Source organism: Acidimicrobiales bacterium (genome assembly GCA_041394265.1).
Lineage (GTDB): Bacteria > Actinomycetota > Acidimicrobiia > Acidimicrobiales > SZUA-35 > JBBQUN01.
This window is the reverse complement of record JAWKIO010000005.1, coordinates 4,046,007-4,066,082: the sequence shown is the minus strand read 5'-3', so window position 1 is coordinate 4,066,082 and position 20,076 is coordinate 4,046,007. Positions and strand designations below refer to the sequence as shown.

Below are 20,076 nucleotides of genomic sequence, written 5' to 3'. Positions count from 1 at the left end.
CACCGCCCGAACGGCGACGCAGATGAGCGTCGTGCGGTCAGCTCTGGAACGACGGCCGGTTGATCCCGATTGGCTCACCGAGCGTCGGCAACGGTCGGCGCCGCTCCCGTTCCCCTCGACGATCGCTCGTCGATGTTTCGGACTGTGACCCGAGCGAGTGGCTCCCGATCTGCGGGGCAGCACGACGCTCCGCTGTTGCCACCTCCGGCAGAGGATGCTCACGACGGTGAGTATCGAGTTCCACCTGCAGCTCGGCTCGTACGCGCTCGAGCTCGCCGATCACGCTCGTCACCATCGCCAGCGGCGCAGCGATGGCGTCGTCGATTCTCTGGTGGAGGCGCGTCAGCTCGTCGTCATTCACGCCAACAGTTGTCGACTGACGGCCTCTGAGTGTGAGCCTCGTCACGCATTCCGGACAATCCGGCGGCATTGCCAGGAGTCCCAGACAAATACGGACCTTTGGCCCTGCTTCGAATTCGAACCACGTCATACCTTCAACGGTGACCGGCGACGGACGCCGGCCAGGTTCTGAAGTGTTGGAGACTCCCATGACTGCCACCGCCCTCAACGTTCCTGCGGCCGTTGCCACGACCGCCCCGGTCGTGAAGATCGGCCGGAAGACGCTCGATCGAATTCTCGTCTGGCTCGGCGCCGTGATCGCCGTCGTGCTGTTCATCGCCGCCGCCCTCCTCTACTGGGGCAGCTCCTTCGCCGGTGACTACGTCAGCGACGAATTGTCCGCCCAGAACATCTCCTTCCCCGATGCCGACTCGCTCACCGGCCAGGGCCGAGATGATCTGGTGAAGTTCGCCGGCCAGCAGGTCACCACCGGTGAGCAGGCCGAGGCGTATGCCGGCTACATCGGCGGCCACATCGAAGGCATCGCCGACGGCATGACCTACGCCGAACTCGGCGGACCGGAGCGGGCAGCCAATGCTGCTGTCACCGCTGCGGTGGCTGATGGCGCCGACGCCGCAACGATCGCCGCCCTCGAGGAAGAGGCCAACGCCATCAGCGAACAGCGGGAGTCCATCTTCCGCGGTGAGATGCTGCGGGGCACGCTGCTGAACACCTTCGCCTGGAGCACCATCGGCACCATCGCCGGCTACGCCGCCTGGGCCGCCATCGCTGCCGGCGTCGTGATGACGCTGCTGGTGTTCGCCGGCCTCGGCCACCTGCGCAAGCTCAGCCACTGAGCCGACGCCGGGAGCCATCCTCCCGGCCAACGTTCGATCACACGGCCCCGGCACTCGAGCCGGGGTCGTGTCGCGTTCTGCCTGCCACACTCGCGACGTTGGCCGGCGTCAACGTTCGACCGCGGGAAGAGCGCCCGTCACGACGCCGTGGTGAAGTCGACCGTCGTCGTTGCGGTTCGCCCGCTGGCGTCGATCACGGTGATGATGACCTCGTAGTCGCTGCCAGGTACGAGTGCATCGGTCCACTCGCCGAGCTTGGCCAGGTGCTCGGTCCAGCACGACGTGGTGTCGGGATACCCCTCTCCCTCGTGGCGGCCCGAGGTCGGGCCCGAGTAGTCGTAGCGAGCGTTCACACATGTCGACGTCGTGAACGAGACGTCGGCGGTCGTCGATCCTTCGTCCATCGCAAGATCGAGAATCGCTGGTGCCTCGTCGTCCACCTCGGCCGGCGGAGGAGGGGACGTGGTCGATGTCTCAAGGGCGGTGGAGGTCGACGTGGGGGTGGTGACGGTCACCGACGATGTCGTCGCCGGCTCGCTCGTGACGCTCGTTGCGACCTCGGTCATCGAGGCAGACGAGGTCGGAGCGATGGCCTCATCGTCGGTGCTCGACGGGAACAAACGCACGAGGATGACCCCCAGCGCCACCAGTGAGAGCAGGATCCCCACCAACGTGGCGAGCATCGGACGAGCGCCCGACGGCTCACCACCATCGGGGCCGGGATCGAGTTCGGGAGAGGCGAAGTTCACGGCGGCCATTGTGGCATCGACGATCCGAGCGTCCCGATCAGGCCCGATGGCCGACCCACGTGTGCCCTCTGGGGCGCCGGTGAGGCGTGCGGGCACCGCAACCTATTCACAGAGTGACTCTCAAGAAACTACCTTCTGGGCACATCTTCTCGAAGGAGTGCCCATGTCTGCCGATGTCGTCCAAGTCGTCGCGTTCACCGATGCCGATCCGTCCGACCGGGCGCTCCTCGGCGGCAAGGGCGCCGGCCTGGCGGCGATGACGAAGAACGAGCTTCCCGTGCCTCCGGGGTTCATCGTCACCACGGCAGCGTGCGCCGGCTACTACCGCAACGACGCCACGATCTCGCCCGAGCTGTGGTCACAGGTCGAGACCGCGCTCGCCCACCTCGAGTCCTCCACCCTCAAACGCTTCGACGACGCCAGCCAGCCGTTGCTGGTCTCGGTGCGTTCGGGAGCCGCCATCTCGATGCCCGGCATGATGGACACCGTCCTCAACCTCGGCCTGAACATCACCACCACGGCCGCACTCGCCAAACTCACCGGCGACGAAGACTTCGCCTGGGACTGCTACCGCCGATTCGTGCAGATGTACGGCGAGATCGTGCTCGGAGTCGAGGGCTCGATCCTGCGGGGCGGCAAGATCGGCGAGGCCACGAAGGCCGGTCGGCCAACAGCAGCCACATCGAAGGAACTCGTCCGCCAGCTCCAAGACATCGTCCTCACCCACAGCGGGCTCACGGTGCCGACCAACCCGCATGACCAGTTGCGGCAGGCGATCGCGGCCGTGTTCGGGTCATGGATGAACCGGCGAGCGATCGACTACCGCCAGCTCGAAGGCATCCCCGACGACATCTACACCGCCGTCAACGTCCAGGCCATGGTGTTCGGCAACACCGGGCCGACCTCGGGCACCGGCGTCGTCTTCACTCGCAATCCGACCACCGGCGAGCCGGGCCTTTGGGGCGAGTACCTGCCCGACGCCCAGGGCGAAGACGTCGTTGCCGGCATTCGTACGCCGCTGCCGATCGGCTCGCTGGCCGACACCGATCCGAACTCGTTCGCCAAGCTCACCGAGCTGGCGACCCGCCTCGAACAGCAGAACCGCGACATGCAGGACATCGAGTTCACGATCGAACGGGGTGAGCTGTGGCTGTTGCAGACGCGCAACGCCAAGCGCACCGGTCGGGCCGCGGTTCGGGTGGCCGTCGACATGGCGAACGAGGGTGTGCTCTCGAGCGACGAAGCCGTTCTGCGGGTGAGTCCGTCCCGCCTCGATGAACTGCTACACCCGATCGTGCAACCCGACGACGACACTGTCGAGCTGGTGCACGGGCTCCCGGCCTCACCGGGTGGCGCCACGGGCGTCGTGTGCTTCACCGCCGACGCCGCCGTCGCCCTCGTCGAACAAGGTGCCGACGTCATCCTCGTGCGCAACGAGACCAGCCCCGACGACTTTCATGGCATGGTCGCCGCCCAGGCGATCGTGACGGCTCGCGGCGGCGTCACCTCACACGCCGCCGTCGTCGCCCGGGGCATGGGCAAGTGTTGTGTCGTCGGGTGCGAAGACCTGATCGTCGACCTGGACAAGCAGTTGTTGATCACGCCGAATGGCGTGGTGTCGGCCGGCGAGCGGATCACCGTCGATGGCACCACCGGCATCGTCTACCGGGGCTTGGTTCCCACGGTCGATCCGGTGCTCGACGATGACTTCGAGACGTTGATGAACTGGGCCGACCAGGCTCGCCGGCTGGGTGTGCGGGCCAATGCCGACAACGGCCACGACGCTGCCGTCGCCCGCTCGCTCGGTGCCGAGGGCATCGGGCTGTGTCGAACCGAGCACATGTTCTTCGAGGGCGAACGCATCGACGCCATGCGCAAGATGATCATGGCCCCCAACGCCGTCTCCCGAACCGAAGCCCTGGCCCTCATCGAGCCGCTGCAGACCAAGGACTTCGAAGAACTGTTCGAAGCCATGGACGGCCTACCGGTCACCATCCGACTCCTCGACCCGCCGCTGCACGAGTTCCTCCCCCACCGACACGAGATCGTCGACCAGGTCACCGATCTCAAGCTCCAGCTGACCGGCGTCAACCGTCTCGCCGACGTCAATCGGATCCTCGGCGAGATCAACGAGCTCGAGAGCACGCTCACCCAGATCGAGCGTCTTTCCGAGGCGAACCCGATGCTCGGTCACCGTGGCTGCCGGCTCGGGGTGTCGTACCCCGAGATCACGGCCATGCAGGCTCGGGCCATCATCACCGCCGCACTGAGGTGCCAGGCCCGTGGCATCACGGTGCTGCCCGAGATCATGGTGCCGTTGGTGGCGTTCGCCGCCGAGCTCGAGAATCAGAAGGAGACCATCGACGCCTCGATCAAGGAGGTGTTCGAGAAGGAAGGCGCTTCGATCGAGTACCACGTCGGCACGATGATCGAGCTGCCTCGGGCGGCGCTCACCGCCGACCAGATTGCGGTCCACGCCGACTTCGTCAGCTTCGGCACGAACGACCTCACCCAGACCACGCTGGGCCTGAGCCGCGACGATTCGTCCCGCTTCCTGCCCGGCTACGTACGCCGCCAGATCCTGGCCTCTGACCCGTTCCAGACCATCGACGTCAACGGTGTGGGCTCGCTCGTGTCGCGGGGCGCCTACGGCGCACGATCGGCCAAGCCCGGCCTGAAGACCGGGATCTGCGGCGAACACGGAGGCGATCCGGCCTCGATCCGGTTCTTCGACAGCAGCGACATCGACTATGTCTCGTGCTCGCCCTACCGAGTCCCAATCGCTCGCCTGGCTGCGGCCCACGCCACCCTCGGCGACACCACCCCCGCCGACTGACCACACACTGACGGACCACCCCCGCCACCGCGGGTAGACCCGAACTCTCGGCTCCCGAGCCCACTCCTGACGAACTCTCGGCCCTCGAGCCCACTTCTGGGCTCCACAGCCGAGAGTTGGCTGGGGGTGAGCCTCACAGCCGAGAGTTGGCGCGACGCGCAGCCCCCCGGCCGGCGCAGCGCGAGCGACACCGCGGGCCGAGCTTGCGATTGCGGGCGGTCAAGGGGCGACCTACGTTCGGGGCATGAGCGCCGATACCGAATCTCATGACCGTCCGGTGATCGGCTTGTGCGGCCTCGGGCAGATGGGGCTGGCGGTCGCCGAGCGGCTGGCCAGCACGTTCGATGTCGTGGCGTACGATCCCGATCCCGACCGTCGTTCGCTTGCGTCATGGCTGGCGGGGGTCCGACCCGTGCAGGCGCTGCATGAAATCTCCGGCTTGTCGACGGTCGTGTTGTCGCTCCCCACGCCGGCCATCAGCCACAGCACGTGCGCCCGTCTCGGTGAGCTGTTGAGCGAGGGGTCGCTCGTGATCGAGACCTCCACCGTGCTGCCGACCGATGTCATCGCCTGCGCCGAAACGCTGCAGATGGACGGGATCGAGCTCATCGACGCGGCGATCCTCTCTGGCGTCGGCCAGATGCAGAACGCGGTTGCCACCCTCCTCGTCGGCGGTGACGATGCGATCGTCGATCGAGCGATGCCGGTGCTCGACGTTCTCGGGCACAACGTCAAGCGCTTCGGTGGCCTGGGCACCGGCATGGCGGCCAAGGTGGTCAACAACGGGGTCGCTCATGCGGTCATGGTCGTGCTGATCGAGGGGTTCGCCATGGCCAAGGCGAGCGGCGTCGACCCCGCCGAGATCGCGGACATGCTCACCGCCGGTGACGGTGGGCTGATCCGACCGCTCACCCACCGCATGATGGAGCGAGTGGCCGATGCCCACTACGACGGCGGCATGCCGCTCGACGCCGCTCGCAAGGACTCGACGCTCGCCCTGGCCATGGCGCAGGCGAGCGGCGTTCCCCTCTTCGCCACTCAGGCAGCACAGAGTGTCTACGACATCGCCGTGGCCCGAGGTCTCGGCCGTTCCGACTACGCCGTGATCGCCACCCTGTGGGAGCAGTGGTGCGGAGCGTCGCTCACCATGGAACGCCCGACAGCGGAGGACGCCCGATGAGTCGGGTGGACCACGGTGTCTACGCCCTGCAATACGCCCGACGGACAGCATCGACCCGAGGCGAGCACTTCTACGGACACGATGCCGACTGTGGCGGGCCGTACCCCATCGACTATTTCGTCTGGGCGATCTGCCGACCTGACGACGTCGTGTTCGTCGACGGTGGTTTCACCCGTGAGGTCGCTGCCCAACGGGGTAACCGTGACTACCTCGCCGACCCGGTCAACCTGCTGGGCCTGCTCGGCCGCGGGCCCGACGAGGTGTCACACCTCGTGCTCTCCCACCTTCACTACGACCACACCGGGCACGTCGACGCGTTCCCCAACGCCACCATCCACCTGCAGCAGCGCGAGCTCGACTTCTGGACCGGCCCGCTCGCCCACCGGGGTGTCCATTCCCACCTCCACGAATCGAGCGACGTCGCCGCGGTCACCCGGCTCGCCGCCGAGGGCCGAGTGACGATCCACGACGGCGACGCCGTCATCGACAGTGGTGTTTCGCTGCACCTGGTCGGAGGCCACACCGCCGGCCTCCAAGTCGTTGCCGTGTACACCATCGATGGCCCCGTCGTGCTGGCCTCGGACGCCACCCACTTCTACGAGAACATCGAGCACGACAAGCCCTACGCGATCGTCACCGACCTGCCGGCCATGTACACCGCGTTCGATCGGCTTCGTGAACTCGCCGGCGACGACGGTGTGGTCGTGCCCGGCCACGATCCTCGTATCCGTGACCGCCACCCGACCATGATTGGCACCGGCGGCCTCGTCACGATCCTCAGCGAAAGCAGTTGCCGGTGAACGACACGCCAACCACCCACCATGCCGATGTGATCGTCGTCGGTGGCGGCAACGCCGGCTTCAGTGCCGCCCACGCCGCCGCCGAGCGGGGCCGCACCACGGTGCTGCTCGAGAAGGGCGCGTTCGACATGTCGGGCGGGAACAGCTTCTACACCGCCGGCGCCACCCGGATCGACCACGACGGTCTCGACGATCTGATCGACTTCATCGAACCCGACGATCGACACGCCGTCACGGAGGTTCCGCCCTACTCGTCGGACGAGTTTGCTGCCGACCTGGCCAAGGTCACCGAGGGCCGCAACGATGCGGCGATGACCGAAGTGCTCGTCACCCAGGCCCAGGCCACGATGCGCTGGCTCCACGGACTCGGGCTGAAGTACCGACTCATGTACGAGCGGCAGGCCTACGAGCGGCCCGACGGCACCTACCTGTTCTGGGGCGGGCTGCATGTCGGCAACGTCGACGGTGGTCAGGGTCTGATGGCCGACCACACTCGGGTTGCCGAGCGACTCGGCACCCAGATCCGCTACGGCACCGCCGCCACCAATCTGGTCGTCGAGGACGGGCGAGTGGTCGGTGTCGAGACCACCTCGCCCGATGGCCCCGAGGTCTGGCGAGCCGAGTCGGTGGTCCTCGCCGCCGGCGGCTTCGAGGCCAATCCCGTGTGGCGCAAGGAGCACCTCGGCGATGGCTGGGAGCGGGCGAAAGTTCGCGGCACGCCCTACAACACCGGCGACATGCTCGCGGCGGCGCTGGCGATCGGGGCGGCAAAGGCCGGCGATTGGTCGACGGCGCACAGCGTCCAGTGGGATGCCCTGTGCCCCGACAACGAGAGCAATCGCGAGCTCACCAACCGCCTCACGCGCCAGAGCTATCCGCTCGGCATCATCGTGAATGCCGAGGGCGATCGATTCGTCGACGAGGGCGCGGACTTCCGCAACTACACCTACGCCAAGTACGGCCGGCACATCCTCGAACAACCGGATTCGATCGCCTACCAGCTCTTCGATGCGACGCTGCGACCCATGCTGCGCACCGAGGAGTACGACATGCCGGGCATCTCGGTCGAGGTCGCCGACACGATCGAAGGACTCTCCGAGCGGATCGGCGTGCCGGCACATGCGCTCCACACGACGGTCGAGCAGTTCAACGCCTCGATCGATCGGGCCCGGCCACTCGACCCCACCATCAAGGACGGTCGGCGGGCCGACGTCGTGCCGCCCAAGAGCCACTGGTCGACCCCGATCGAGGTCCCTCCGTTCTATGCCTACCCCGTCACGTGTGCCATCACGTTCACCTTCGGTGGACTTCGGGGTGACACCGATGGGCGGGTGCTCGACGAAGCAGGTCAGCCCATCGCGGGCCTCTTCGCCTGTGGCGAAATGCTGGGCGGTCTCTTCAGTGGCAACTATCCGGGCGGTTCGGGTCTCACCGCAGGGATGGTGTTCGGCCGTCGTGCCGGCTCGATCGCCTGACGCCGCGTTCGAGCGAATCCTCACGTCCCCGGGCTCGCGACCGATGGAGCTGCGATGTTCGACGCGGCACCGAGAGCGAGTTCCGATCGGCTGATCAGCGAATCGGCCATCCTCGACGCGCTCCCGCTGACGTTGATCGTGTTCGACGAAGCCGGCACGATCACCTACGCCACGCCCCGCATGGCGAACTTGTTGAACCCATCGGGTCTCGTCGACGACGTCGACGTCGAGCGTGATGTCCTCGGTCGCAACATCCTCGAATTCGTCCACCCCGCCGACGCCGAGTTCGCAGCTCAGCTGATCACCTTTGGCACCGCTCTCGACCGCCAACTCCTCGGCCCGATGCGTTTGCGCTACCTGACGGCCTGGGGCCAGGAGCGCTACAGCGAACTCTGGGCCGAGAACCGCCTCGATCACCCAGGCATCCGCGGCCACATGGTCATCGTGACCGAGGAGACCAGCCACCATCACTTCACCGAGGCCGTCACCCAGGTCGCCGAACAGGGTGACCTCCGGGTTGTGATCGACTCGGTCGTCAATGCGATGGCCGGGCATCCGATGGAGGGCCGCGGCCTACTGCTCGAGCGAGCGTCGAACGGCACGATCTCGGCGCTTTCCACCACCGACCTTCCGTCATCCGCCTTGAGCACGCTCGCACCGCTGTGGACCGAATCGGTCGATCGAGTGCACGGCATCGCCCACATCGAGGAACACGACTTCGGACCGGAGATCGCATCAGCATGGCGCGGCCTCGGTGTCCGGGGCGCGTGGGCGGTCGCCGCTCGGCACGATGACCGGGACCTCCTACTGGTGTGTCTGCGATCCCGCCCCGGGGTGGCGAGTCCCAACCAGATCCTGCACCTTCGACAGGCGATCTCCGTGTTCCGTCTCGCGTTCACCCAGGAGTCCCAGCGCCGCCAGCTCGAGCACCTGGCCTATCACGACGCCCTCACCGGTCTGTTCAACCGGGCCTTCCTCTACGGCGAGGTCGCCAACCATTCACTCGACGACGCGGCCGTGCTGTTCGTCGACCTCGACGGATTCAAGGCCATCAACGACCGCCATGGCCACGATGTTGGGGACCAGCTCCTGCGGCGAGTCGCCGAGGTGATCATGGCGAACGTGCGCACCGACGACACCGTCGCCCGCATTGGTGGCGACGAGTTCGTCGTGGTCTGCCCCCACACCACGGATCCCGAGGCGATGCAGGCGTTGGCCGACCGACTGATCAGCGAGATCGCAGCCATCGACCGCATCGGCAACAGCCGCCTCACGATCGGCGCCAGCGTCGGCATCGTGTATCACCGTCGCCACATCGATTTCGACGCCCTGATCAGCGAGGCGGACGCGGCGCTGTATCTGGCCAAGGCCAAGGGTCGGGGCCGCTGGTGGATGGCCCCGGTCGAGTAGCCACCGCCGTCAATCGGCCTTGCTCGCACTCATCCAATCCGACAGGCGGCTTCGCGCGGCATAGTCTTTGGCAGACCGCCGAACGACTGGACTGCAACGACGATGACCCAGAACTCCGATCCCGCCACCGCACCCTTTGGATCGCTCTTCGGCGACTTCTTCACGGTGGCCGTCGACGACGGCGACGGCTACGTGTACGGCGGGTCGGCCGAGCCGATGCGACCGTTCCAACTCCATCCCGGGTCGCACGTCCTCCACTATGCCTCCGAGTGTTTCGAGGGGCTCAAGGCCCACCGGCAGATCGATGGTTCGCTCGCCATCTTCCGCCTCGATGACCATGTCGACCGCTTCACCCAATCGGTCGAGCGGCTGATGATGCGGGTGCCCGACAGCGACATGGTCCGCCAGATGATCATCGATGCCTGCGAGGCCAACGGCTCAGCCACGCCAGCTCCCCCGGGCTCGCTCTACATCCGCCCCACGCTGATCGGCACGCAAGAGAACATCGGCGCTGCGGCATCGCCCAGCACCACCGGCATCTTCTACGTGATCAACTCGCCAGTCGGCGACTACTTCGCTGGCGGTGTACGCCCGCTCAGCATCTATGTCGAGACGGAAACACCTCGAACCACTCCCCAGTTCGGCAAGGTCAAGTCGGGTGCCAACTACGTGATGGCGCTCGGGCCGACCCTCGACGCCAAGGCGAAGTACGGCATCGACCAGGTCCTCTTCGCCACCGGCGGCGATACCACCGAGACCGGTGCCTCCAACTTCTTCCTCGTTGACGACAACCGTCTGGTGACCCGCCACCTCGACGAGTCGTTCCTGCACGGCGTCACCCGAAAGTCGGTCATCCAGATCGGCCACGACCTCGGGTACGAGGTCGAGGAGCGGTCGATCTCGCTCGACGAGCTGTTCTCGTGGCCCGGCGAGCTGTTCCTGTCCGGTACCGCGGCAGTGATCGCTCCGGTCGGCACGCTCGTCGGCAAGGACCGCAAGGTCACGATCGGTGACGGCCAACCCGGACCCAACACCTTGCGCCTGCGAGATGCGCTGACCGATATCCAGATCGGCAAGTCGCCCGACACCCACGGCTGGCTCACCCCGATCAAGGGCTGAAACCCGGCCACGGAGGGAGTCGTGCCGATGTCCGACCTCACGGCGGGATTGACGGCGCCCGAGTGGCGGGCGCTCGTCTACTTCAACCGCGTCGACGAGCTGGGCCAATCGGCGCCGAGCACCGACATCCGCGCCGCCGTCGCACAATTCGAGCAGTGCGACGATCCCACAGTTCGGGCGGCGATCGCATGCCTTGTCGGTTCCTTGCACGCAACGGCGGGCTCGTTCGCGGAAGCTGAGCACTGGTTCCAGATCTCGACGGGCATGGCGCCCGAGTCCACGTGGGTGGCAGCCCGCGCCGCTGCGTACCACGCCAACCATCTATTGTGGAACGGCGACGTCGGACTCGCTCGTGCGGTGTTCGCCGAGGTCGATCCCATCGACCATCCGATGTCGAACTTCGGCGTTCGCATCGTCCGGGCTCGTATCGTGCACGGCGAAGGCGACGACGATGCCGCACAGGCAATTCTCGACACGGTCGTTCCCGAGGAATGCCACGACCCACTCGGCATCGCCGAACCGGTGCTGGCGATCTTCGGGGCCAACCTGGCGCTCACGCAGGACCGCGTGGCCGAGGCCGAGGTCATCATTCGCCGTTCGCTGCTGCGGAACCCGGATGGGACTCGGGCCCACGCGCTCCTCGTCGATCGGCTCGGTCAGGTGATGGCCCGCTGCGGACTCGTCCGCGAGACCGACGCCTGCCGACGAATGGCCCAGTCAGAGCTGGGCCGCTGGCCGAGCGAAGCACGAGGCAGCAACCGAGGCTTCGAGCGGCTGCTGGTGGCGCTCGGCCTTCGAGCACCATCCGATGGCGAGGACCGCCGCTGGCCTGCGTCGGCCGGTGCGACAGGACGGGCGATCGTCGAACGACAAGCGGAGGTCGAGCGACACATCGAGTGCGGAGACCGAGCCGCAGCTCGCCGGTCGACGGCGGCCTTGGTGCGGGCGCTCGTCGAGCACACCCGCCCGCTCGAGTCGATCGAGGCTCGCTCGACGGCGGTGCGAACACTTGCGGATCCAGCGAGGGTCGCCATCGGACTCGGTCGGCTCGGTGATCCTGCCGACGCGCTCCGGGTTGCCATGGCGACCATGCGCATCGTCGTGGCCGACCAGACCCGCGGGGAACCGGCGGCCCGCGCCGCCGACGCGTTGCGCGATCTGGCGGCGTGGTCCTCGTCGCTCGATCCCGAGTCGCTCAATCATGCGGAGCTCGCCGACCTCGATCAGCGGATCTCGCGCCTCGACGGGCGCCGACGAACACCGGGTGTTGCCCTCCCGGTGGCCGACTGGCTCGACCGGCCGATGCCGCAACGAGCGCTCGTGCTCTTCGAGGAAACCGGCGGCCGGCTGTGGCGAGTGACCGCTCGTGGTGACGACGCGGCGATCACCGATCTTGGGGACTGCCGCGACATCGAACGGTCGGTCCGGGCGTTCCGTCTTGCGGCGGCGGCCCTCGGGTTCGATCGCCCGGATGGCGAGCAGCGACTCCGCATCGCAGCGGAAACGCTCGATCGGCTGCTGTTCACCGGCTGTTCGTGGGACGACGCCGAGCCGCTCACCATGGTGCCGTCGACGGCGCTCAGCGGGCTTCCCTGGCGCCTCCTTCCCTCGATGCGACGGCTGCACCTCGGTATGGCGATCGGCGACCCAGCGAGCGTACGAACCAGCGACCCCCGACGCGGCCGGGTCACCACGATTCGCGGCCCGGGCCTCGGCAACCACACCCGAACTGAACTCGATGCCATCGGTCGGTGTTACCCGGAGTCGGCCGATGCCGATGAGCCCCTGCTCACCCCCAGCCGCCTCAACGAGCTCATCGCGAACACCGACGTCGTGCATCTGGCCTGCCACGGGCGCCTCGACCGAACGCAGTTCCGATTGCACCGCCTCGACCGCGCCTCATCCCCCGCCGCGGTCCGACCGATCCCGTCCGACGGCCCCGTGGCCGACACGGTGGTGTGCAGTTCATGTGATTTGACGCTGAACGCCGAGCTCGGTCGGCTCGGGCTGGCATGGCAGCTCATCGACAACGGCGTCTCCCACGTCGTGGCATCGACGCTCGACCTCGACGACAACGAGACCGCGATCGTCATGCCGGCGCTCCACCGCCTCCTGGCCCAAGGCTGTGATCCGCTCGACGCGTTGGCGGCGCTGCAGTTCGACGACCTGCGACTCCAGTCGGCCGCTGACTCGTTGCTGTGCGTGTGCGTTGGCCCGCCGCACTGACCAGCCCGCCACCCTAATGGTGCAAGCTCAGTCGAGTCGGACCCGTTCCATCGGTCTCGCCACCACCGCCGCCACGTCGAGGTCATCTCGGATCGATGTCTTGAGCGCCTCCGCCCCGTCCGATTCGCCGTGGACGAGGAACACCGTCTCGGGTGGCGGCTCGGCGGCGCCGAGCCACTGCATGAGTTCGCCATGGTCGGCGTGGACGGAGAACGACCCGATCGACACCACTTCGGCCCGCACCCGTAGGTAGCGGCCGAACATCTTGATCTCGGTCTCCCCTTCGGCGAGCCGACGGCCCCGGGTCCCAGCGGCCTGGAAGCCGACCAGCACGACGGCGTTGCGTCGATCGGGCAGCAGTCGAGCAAGGTGGTGCAGGACGCGTCCGCCGGTCGCCATCCCCGAAGCCGACACGATGATCGAGGGATAGGTGATGTCGGCCAGCGCCTTCGACTCTTCGACCGAGCGGACCTCATGGAGCTGACCGGTGTCGAACGGATCGGGCCCGCCGCGGAGTTCGGACCGGACTTCGGCACTGCCGTTCCCGATCGCTCGCCGGTAGACCCCGAGGGCTCGCAGGGCCATGGGACTGTCGACGTACACCGGGAGCTGCGGTACGCGCTCCGTCGCCATCAGCTCCCGCAGCCAGTGGAGCACCACCTCGGTTCGGTCGACGGCAAAGGCGGGGATGACAATGCTGCCACCACGCCTCGCCGTTCGGGTGATCACCGAGGCGAACTCATCGATCGCTCCTTCGTCGTCGTGTTGGCGACCACCGTACGTCGACTCCATCACCACCATGTCGGCATCCGACGGGGACTCCGGCGGCACGAGCAGCGGGTGCGACGGTCGACCGAGATCACCCGAGAAGACGATCCGGCGCCCGGACGGCGCCAGCTCGACGGTTGCCGTCGAGGCGCCGAGGATGTGCCCGGCGGGGCGGAGGGTGACGGTGACGTCCGCGGTGACCAACGTCGGCGCTCCGAAGTCGACCGCCCGGAGTTGACGCAACGACGCCTTCGCCTCGTCCTCGGTGTACAACGCGAGCGCTGGCTGGTGCTTGGAGTAGCCGGTGCGGTTGGCGAACGCGGCTTCTTCCTCCTGCAGGTGACCGCTGTCGGGGAGCACGATGGCAGCCAGGTCGGCGGTCGCCTGCGTGCAATAGACCTTGCCGCGGAATCCGAGTTGGACGAGCTTGGGGAGGTAGCCGATGTGATCGATGTGGGCATGGGTGATCACGACGGCGTCGATCGCCTTCGGGTCGTACGGAAAGGGTTGCCAGTTCCGAAGTCGAAGGTCCTTCAAGCCCTGGAACAGGCCGCAATCGACGAGGACGGTCGAGACGGGCGTCTCGATCAGGAACCGGCTGCCGGTGACGGTCCCGGCGCCACCGAGAAACGTGAGCATGGGGTGTTCGGGTCGACTGTTCCTGGCCATGGTCGGCGCTCCTTGTGCAGCTTCGATGACGATCGCGCCCGCCGGGTTCGATCAGGTGGAGTGGGCGGCGAGGTGCGAAGCGATCGCATCGAGCGATCGCAGGCTCGCATAGTCGCGTTCCTCGATCGTCACACCCGTACGGTCGGCGAGGGCCGTCATCACGTTGAGATGGTCCATCGAGTCGAGCTGCAACTCTTCCCAGAAGTCGATGGAGCGATCCAGCGTCGGCAGCTCCTCGGCGACGTCGGGGGCGACACTCGAGACAGCGTCGATCGTGATGGCGAGCGCTTGGTCGGCGGTGAGTATGGTCATGACAACTCCGGATGTTCGAGACGGTGGGCGATCGTGGCGAGGAAGCGGCTCCCGACGAGGCCGTCGGTGGCACGATGGTCGGCGGCGAGCGAGACGGTGACGACCGGGCGATCCACCACGGTGCCATCGACCACCCATGGCCGGCGCACGATGCTGCCGAATCCGACGAGAGCGACCTGAGGCGGGAAGATCACGCCGTGCACCCGGTCGGCACCGTTGTCGCCGAGGTTGGTCACGGTGATCGATCCGTCGACCATCCAGCTGCTGCGGAGCGAGCCCGATCGGGCCGCCGTGACCAGTTCCTTGAGTCGCAGCATGATCTCGGTCGTCGTCAGCTCGACGGCGTCGCTGATGACCGGTGTGACGAGGCCGCCGGTGCGAAGCGAGATGGCGACGGCGAGGTCGACCGTCGCCGAGGGGTCGAAGCCATCATCACCCCACGTCCCGTTCAGCTCGGGGTGCTTGGCCGAGGCGTGTGCCACGGCTTCGAGGAACACGGCGGCCGGCAACACACGTTCGGCGACCGGTAGGGCGGCGTTGTGCGCTTCGAGAGCGGCCAGCATCGGCCCGAGGTCGACGCCGAGATCGAGGTGGTAGTGCGGAATGTCGCGGTTGGCCTTGGCCATGCGCTCGGCGATGGCATGACGCATGCCGGCCGACCGAGCCGCGGCCCGGTCCCGCTCGGCGACGGTCACGACCGAGGGCGTGGCGACCGGAACGATGGGAGCGATCGCTTCGACATCGGCCGCGAGCACCGCCCCCTGCGGACCGGTGCCAACGACAGCGGACAACTCGACTCCACGCTCGGCGGCCAGCTGTCGAGCCAACGGCGAGGCCAGCGCGCCGGACGGTGCTGGCTCGATCGGCAGCGCCATGGCAGGCGTTGGGATGGGTGTCGACTCGGTCGCCGCGACGACCGCCGGAGGGGTGTCCACGACCGACGGCCCAAGATCGTGCACCTCGAAGCGGAGCATTGGTGTGCCGACCGGTACCTCGCGACCAACATCGAGCAGCAGTTCGGCCACCACGCCGGGCTGCCAGATCTCGACGTCGATGTCGGCCTTCTCGGTGGCGACGACCGCAATCACATCGCCCCGCTCCACACGGTCGCCCGGCGCGACTCGCCACTCGAGCACACTGCCCCAGTCCATGTCGGCGCCGAGCGACGGCAGCGCGAAGATGTCGGTGCGAGCATCGGTGACGGCGTCAGGCATGGAGCACCTCGCCCTTCCGCACCCGGTGCGCGGCCGCGACGATGTCGGCGACCTGCGGGATGGCGGCCTCCTCCAGGTGCTTGGCGTACGGGAGCGGGACCTCGGCACCGGCCAAGCGGCCCACCGGAGCATCGAGGGAGTAGAAGCACGACTCGGTGATCGAGGCCGCCACTTCGGCCGACAGTCCGACGCTGCGCCACCCCTCGTCGATCACCAGCGCACGGTGGGTGCGCTGGACCGATCGTTGCAGCGCGCCCCGATCGAGCGGACGAAGCGACCGAAGATCGATCACCTCGGTCGCCACGCCGTCCATCTCCAACTGGTCCGCAGCAGCCAGCGCCTTCGGGACCATTCCTGCCGACGCCACCAACGTGAGGTCGGTGCCGGCTCGGCGGACGGCCGCCGACACGAGGTCGACCGGTCCGTTGCTTGCATCCCCCTTGGTGTTGTAGAGACCGCTGTGCTCGAAGATGACCACCGGATCGGGATCGTCCAGCGCGGCAGCGAGCATCCAGCGGGCGTCTTCGACGGTGGCCGGTGCCACCACCTTGAGTCCGGGAACATGAGCGAACCAGCCTTCAAGGCTGTGTGAATGCTGGGCGGCAAGCTGGCGACCGGCGCCTGTCGTCATCCGGATGACGAGGGGCACCGAGAGTTGGCCACCGGACATGTGGCGCAACGTGGCTGCCGTGTTCACGATCTGGTCGAGTGCCAGCAGGCTGAAGTTGACGGTCATGATCTCGACGATCGGGCGGAGGCCACCGAGTGCGGCACCGATGCCTGCACCGACGAAGCCCGATTCCGACAGCGGCGTGTTGCGGATCCGCTCGGGTCCGAACTCCTCGAGGAGGCCCATCGTGACGGCGTAGGTGCCGCCGTAGTCGGCGACGTCCTCACCCATCACGAACACCCGCTCGTCGTTGGTCATGGCCTCGCGGATGGCAAGGCGCATCGCCTCTCGATAGGTCAGGGTCTCGGTCATGACGTCACCTCCGCCGTCACGTGGGCGAGGAGCTGTTCGATCGGTTCCAGCGGCGCCTCGTCGGCCTCCGCGACAGCGGCCTCGACCTCGGCCCGGGCCTCGTCCCACATCGCCTCGACAGCCACTTCGTCGACCACTCCCTCGGCCACGAGCCTCGTGGCGAAGCCCTCGATCGGATCGTGCCGCTTCCACTCCTCGACCTCGTCGGCCGGCCGGTAGAGGTCGGGGTCGAACATCGAGTGCGGCCGGAACCGGTAGGTCTGGAACTCGAGGAACACCGGGCCACCGCCGCCCCGGATCGACGTGAGTGCGTTGTCGGTCGCAGCGGCGACGGCGTCGGGATCCATCCCATCGACCGCCCAGGCCGTGAGCCCGTAGGCACTGGCCTTCAATGCCAGATCGGTCTGCGATTCGCTGCTGACGAGTGAGGTGCCCATGGCGTACCGGTTGTTCTCGCAGCAGAACAACACCGGCAGGTCCCACAGCGCCGCCAGGTTGATGCTCTCGTGGAACTCGCCCTCGGCCATCGCTCCCTCACCGAAGAAGCACGCCGTCACGACCTCACGGCGACCGGCCATCTTGTCGGCCAGCGCCAGACCGACGGCGAGCGGCAGGTGACCACCCACGATGGCGTTGCCTCCGTAGAAACGACGCTCGGCGTCGAAGAGGTGCATCGAGCCACCGCGCCCGCCGGAACATCCGGTCGCCTTGCCAAACATCTCGGCCATGATGCTCTCGGCCGGCACGCCGCGAATCAGCGCGTGCCCGTGCTCGCGGTACGTGCCGAGGAATGCATCGGTCGGCCGGAGCTGTGGCAGCACGCCGGCGGCGATTGCCTCCTCACCGATGTAGAGATGGAGGAAGCCGCGGATCTTCGATTGGCCGTACAACTCGGCACACCGCTCCTCGAACACTCGGATGCGGATCATGTCGGCCAGCATCTGGCGACGGTCGATGCTCATGGCGTTGCCACCTCCCTCGCCGTCGGCACCTCGAGCGTCGAGGTGTCGCCTTCATCGAGGCCCAGGTCGCGCGCCTTCAGGAGCCGACGCATGATCTTGCCGCTGCGAGTGTGGGGCAGGTCGGCGGCGAACTCGATGGACCGGGGCGCCACCGCCGCTCCCAAGCCCTTGCGAGCGTGGGCCATGAGCTCGTTGCGAAGCTCGTCGCTCGGAGCGGCGTCGTCGCTGAGCACCACGAAGGCCTTGACGATCTCGCCGACCGTCGGATCGGGCAGACCGATCACACCCGATTCGACGACCGCCGGGTGTTCGTTCATCACCGACTCGACCTCGAATGGACCGATCAAGTGACCGGCAGATTTGATCAGATCGTTGTTGCGCCCGACGAACCAGTACGAACCCGATGCATCGCGTCGGGCAAGGTCACCCGAGTGATACCACCGGCCGACGAAGCAACGTCGGTAGCGCTCGTCTTCGCCGAGGTAGCCGCGGAACATCGACGGCCAACCGGCGACCAACGCCAGCTCACCGATCTCGTCGGGATCGTCGACCTCGATCGGCGCGCCGTCGGCGTCGACCACGACTTCGCCATCAGTCCCCACCCGAAGCAGCCCGGCCTCGATGCCCGGAACGGGTCGGCCCATCGATCCCGGCTTGACCGTTTGATCGACCAGGTTGGCGATCATGATGCCGCCGGTCTCGGTCTGCCACCAGGTGTCGAGCACGGGAACGGCGAACACCGATCGTGCCCAGCCGACCAGCTCGGCATCGAGCGGCTCGCCGACGCTCGCGACCAGCCGAAGTGCCGACAGGTCGAAACCTCGAACCAGCTCGCCTCCGGCCCGCTGCAGCATTCGCAGCGCGGTCGGCGCGGTGTAGAAGACGTCGACCTGCTCGTCCTGCAGGAGCCGGTACCACCGTTCCGCATCGAAGTCGGCTTCATCGACCACGCTGGTCACACCGTTGACGAGCGGGGCGATGATCCCGTACGAGGTGCCGGTGACCCAACCAGGGTCGGCGGTGCACCAGAACGTCGTGCCCGGCTCAAGTCGAAGGACCACGCGCCCAGTCGAGGCGTGCGCCACCACGGCTTCGTGCACGTGGATCGCTCCCTTCGGGCGCCCGGTCGTGCCGCTGGTGAAGTGCAGCAGCGCCGGGTCCTCGACATCGGTCGGGCCGATCTCGTACCGATCGGGAGCAGCAGCGAGCAGTGCCTCGAGATCGATCACGGTCGGGTCGTCGATGTCCTCTGCTCCCCCGCCCACGATCAGCACGTGCTGCAGGCTGGCGAGCCGACTCCGGATGGCTGCGACCTTGCGTCGGTAGAACAACGCCGAGGTGACCAACACCTGGATCTGGCCGATCTCCACGCGAACCGCAATCGGCTCGGGGCCGAACGCCGAGAACAGTGGAGTGAAGACGCCACGATGCTTCAGCGTGCCGAGCGCTGCGACGTACAGCTCCGGAATCCGCCCGAGCAAGGTCGCCACGCCGACGCCCTGGGGGTAGCCAAGTTGACTCAGCACTCCGGCAAAACGATCGGTCCTGCGCTTCAGCTCGCCGTAGGTCAGGTCGAGGTGCTCGTCGTGACGGCCGCGCCACCGCAGCGCCACCCGATCGCCCTGACCGTGCGCGACGTGACGGTCGACGGCCTCGTAGGCGATGTTGAGGCCGTTGCCGCCGGGCAGGCCGTCGAGTGACTTCCGAGCGTCGCGCCAGCGATCAGACCGCATCGGAACCCACCCCCGCTGCCACGAACTGGTCGAGCGCCTCGGCCGCCGTTGCGCCGTAGACCGCTGCCGGTCCTCCGCCCATCATGATCGCCACGCCGATGGTCTCCTCGATCTGACCTCGGCTGGCACCAGCGCGGAGGGCATCATGCACGTGAAAGGCGATGCAGCCCTCACAGTGCGTCACGATCGAGATGGCGAGCGCCATCATCTCCTTGGTCGCACCCGGCAGCTCACCGTCGGCGACGGCGGCACGGTGCATGGAGGTGAAGCCCGCCATGACCTCGCTCTGGACTCGGCTCAGCTGACGGAACCCGCGGCGAAGCTCGCCGTGGCGTTCGACATGATTGGCAGACACCGGGATGACCCCTTTCCCCAAACGGCTGTCGACTCGATTGTCCGACCGCGGGCGCCGCCGAGGCAGAGGCCTTCGACTCTCGCCCCGGCG

At 67.3% G+C, this 20,076-nt stretch carries 17 protein-coding genes; 8 read left to right on the top strand and 9 right to left on the bottom strand.

Going from position 1 to position 20,076, the window contains the following annotated elements; genetic code table 11:
• Positions 1-37: 37 nt before the first annotated feature.
• Positions 38-361 (bottom strand): hypothetical protein, encoded by a 324-nt coding sequence (locus R2733_19625; GenBank protein MEZ5378721.1) that lies wholly within the window; start codon positions 359-361, stop codon positions 38-40.
• A gap of 187 nt (positions 362-548) precedes the next feature.
• Between R2733_19625 and R2733_19620 the strand changes: the two genes are divergently transcribed.
• Positions 549-1,196, top strand: a complete 648-nt coding sequence (locus R2733_19620) for a hypothetical protein (protein MEZ5378720.1) — start codon at positions 549-551, stop codon at positions 1,194-1,196.
• Positions 1,197-1,333: 137 nt separating this feature from the next.
• Here R2733_19620 and R2733_19615 read toward each other — a convergent pair whose 3' ends face one another.
• Complete coding sequence (locus tag R2733_19615; protein MEZ5378719.1) at positions 1,334-1,945, bottom strand: hypothetical protein; 612 nt, start codon at positions 1,943-1,945, stop codon at positions 1,334-1,336.
• A 163-nt stretch (positions 1,946-2,108) separates the two neighbouring features.
• Here R2733_19615 and ppdK point away from each other — a divergent pair, with 163 nt between their 5' ends.
• From ppdK to R2733_19580, 7 genes are all read left to right on the top strand, one after another.
• A complete protein-coding gene (gene ppdK / locus R2733_19610) occupies positions 2,109-4,781 on the top strand; it encodes a pyruvate, phosphate dikinase (GenBank protein MEZ5378718.1) in 2,673 nt (890 codons plus the stop codon).
• A 244-nt stretch (positions 4,782-5,025) separates the two neighbouring features.
• Positions 5,026-5,961 (top strand): NAD(P)-dependent oxidoreductase, encoded by a 936-nt coding sequence (locus R2733_19605; protein ID MEZ5378717.1) that lies wholly within the window; start codon positions 5,026-5,028, stop codon positions 5,959-5,961.
• A complete protein-coding gene (locus tag R2733_19600; protein MEZ5378716.1) occupies positions 5,958-6,761 on the top strand; it encodes an N-acyl homoserine lactonase family protein in 804 nt (267 codons plus the stop codon). Before R2733_19605 ends, R2733_19600 begins: the two co-directional genes overlap by 4 nt.
• Entirely contained in the window at positions 6,758-8,236 is a 1,479-nt protein-coding gene (gene tcuA / locus R2733_19595; protein MEZ5378715.1) for an FAD-dependent tricarballylate dehydrogenase TcuA, read from the top strand. The genes R2733_19600 and tcuA overlap by 4 nt, the downstream gene beginning before the upstream one ends.
• Positions 8,237-8,290: 54 nt before the next feature.
• Positions 8,291-9,646 carry a sensor domain-containing diguanylate cyclase gene (locus tag R2733_19590; protein ID MEZ5378714.1) on the top strand — a complete coding sequence of 452 codons (1,356 nt, stop codon included), beginning with the start codon at positions 8,291-8,293 and terminating at the stop codon, positions 9,644-9,646.
• A 102-nt stretch (positions 9,647-9,748) separates the two neighbouring features.
• Positions 9,749-10,765, top strand: a complete 1,017-nt coding sequence (ilvE, locus tag R2733_19585) for a branched-chain-amino-acid transaminase (GenBank protein ID MEZ5378713.1) — start codon at positions 9,749-9,751, stop codon at positions 10,763-10,765.
• Positions 10,766-10,792: 27 nt separating this feature from the next.
• Positions 10,793-12,991: a CHAT domain-containing protein gene (locus tag R2733_19580; GenBank protein ID MEZ5378712.1), complete on the top strand. Its 2,199-nt coding sequence runs from the start codon at positions 10,793-10,795 to the stop codon at positions 12,989-12,991.
• A gap of 27 nt (positions 12,992-13,018) precedes the next feature.
• Here the strand turns inward: R2733_19580 and R2733_19575 are convergent, their stop codons facing one another.
• From R2733_19575 to R2733_19545, 7 genes are read right to left on the bottom strand one after another with little or no spacing between them, the layout of a single operon-like run.
• A complete protein-coding gene (locus R2733_19575) occupies positions 13,019-14,428 on the bottom strand; it encodes an MBL fold metallo-hydrolase (GenBank protein ID MEZ5378711.1) in 1,410 nt (469 codons plus the stop codon).
• A gap of 51 nt (positions 14,429-14,479) precedes the next feature.
• Entirely contained in the window at positions 14,480-14,740 is a 261-nt protein-coding gene (locus R2733_19570; GenBank protein MEZ5378710.1) for a phosphopantetheine-binding protein, read from the bottom strand.
• Entirely contained in the window at positions 14,737-15,954 is a 1,218-nt protein-coding gene (locus R2733_19565) for a dihydrolipoamide acetyltransferase family protein (GenBank protein MEZ5378709.1), read from the bottom strand. The genes R2733_19570 and R2733_19565 overlap by 4 nt, the downstream gene beginning before the upstream one ends.
• Positions 15,947-16,936: an alpha-ketoacid dehydrogenase subunit beta gene (locus tag R2733_19560; protein MEZ5378708.1), complete on the bottom strand. Its 990-nt coding sequence runs from the start codon at positions 16,934-16,936 to the stop codon at positions 15,947-15,949. Before R2733_19560 ends, R2733_19565 begins: the two co-directional genes overlap by 8 nt.
• The gene (pdhA, locus tag R2733_19555) at positions 16,933-17,898 is read right to left on the bottom strand and encodes a pyruvate dehydrogenase (acetyl-transferring) E1 component subunit alpha (protein MEZ5378707.1); all 966 of its coding nucleotides are present in this window, start codon (positions 17,896-17,898) and stop codon (positions 16,933-16,935) included. The genes R2733_19560 and pdhA overlap by 4 nt, the downstream gene beginning before the upstream one ends.
• A complete protein-coding gene (gene acsA / locus R2733_19550; GenBank protein MEZ5378706.1) occupies positions 17,895-19,631 on the bottom strand; it encodes an acetate--CoA ligase in 1,737 nt (578 codons plus the stop codon). The genes pdhA and acsA overlap by 4 nt, the downstream gene beginning before the upstream one ends.
• The gene (locus R2733_19545) at positions 19,621-19,986 is read right to left on the bottom strand and encodes a carboxymuconolactone decarboxylase family protein (protein ID MEZ5378705.1); all 366 of its coding nucleotides are present in this window, start codon (positions 19,984-19,986) and stop codon (positions 19,621-19,623) included. Before R2733_19545 ends, acsA begins: the two co-directional genes overlap by 11 nt.
• Between the last annotated feature and the right edge of the window lie 90 nt (positions 19,987-20,076).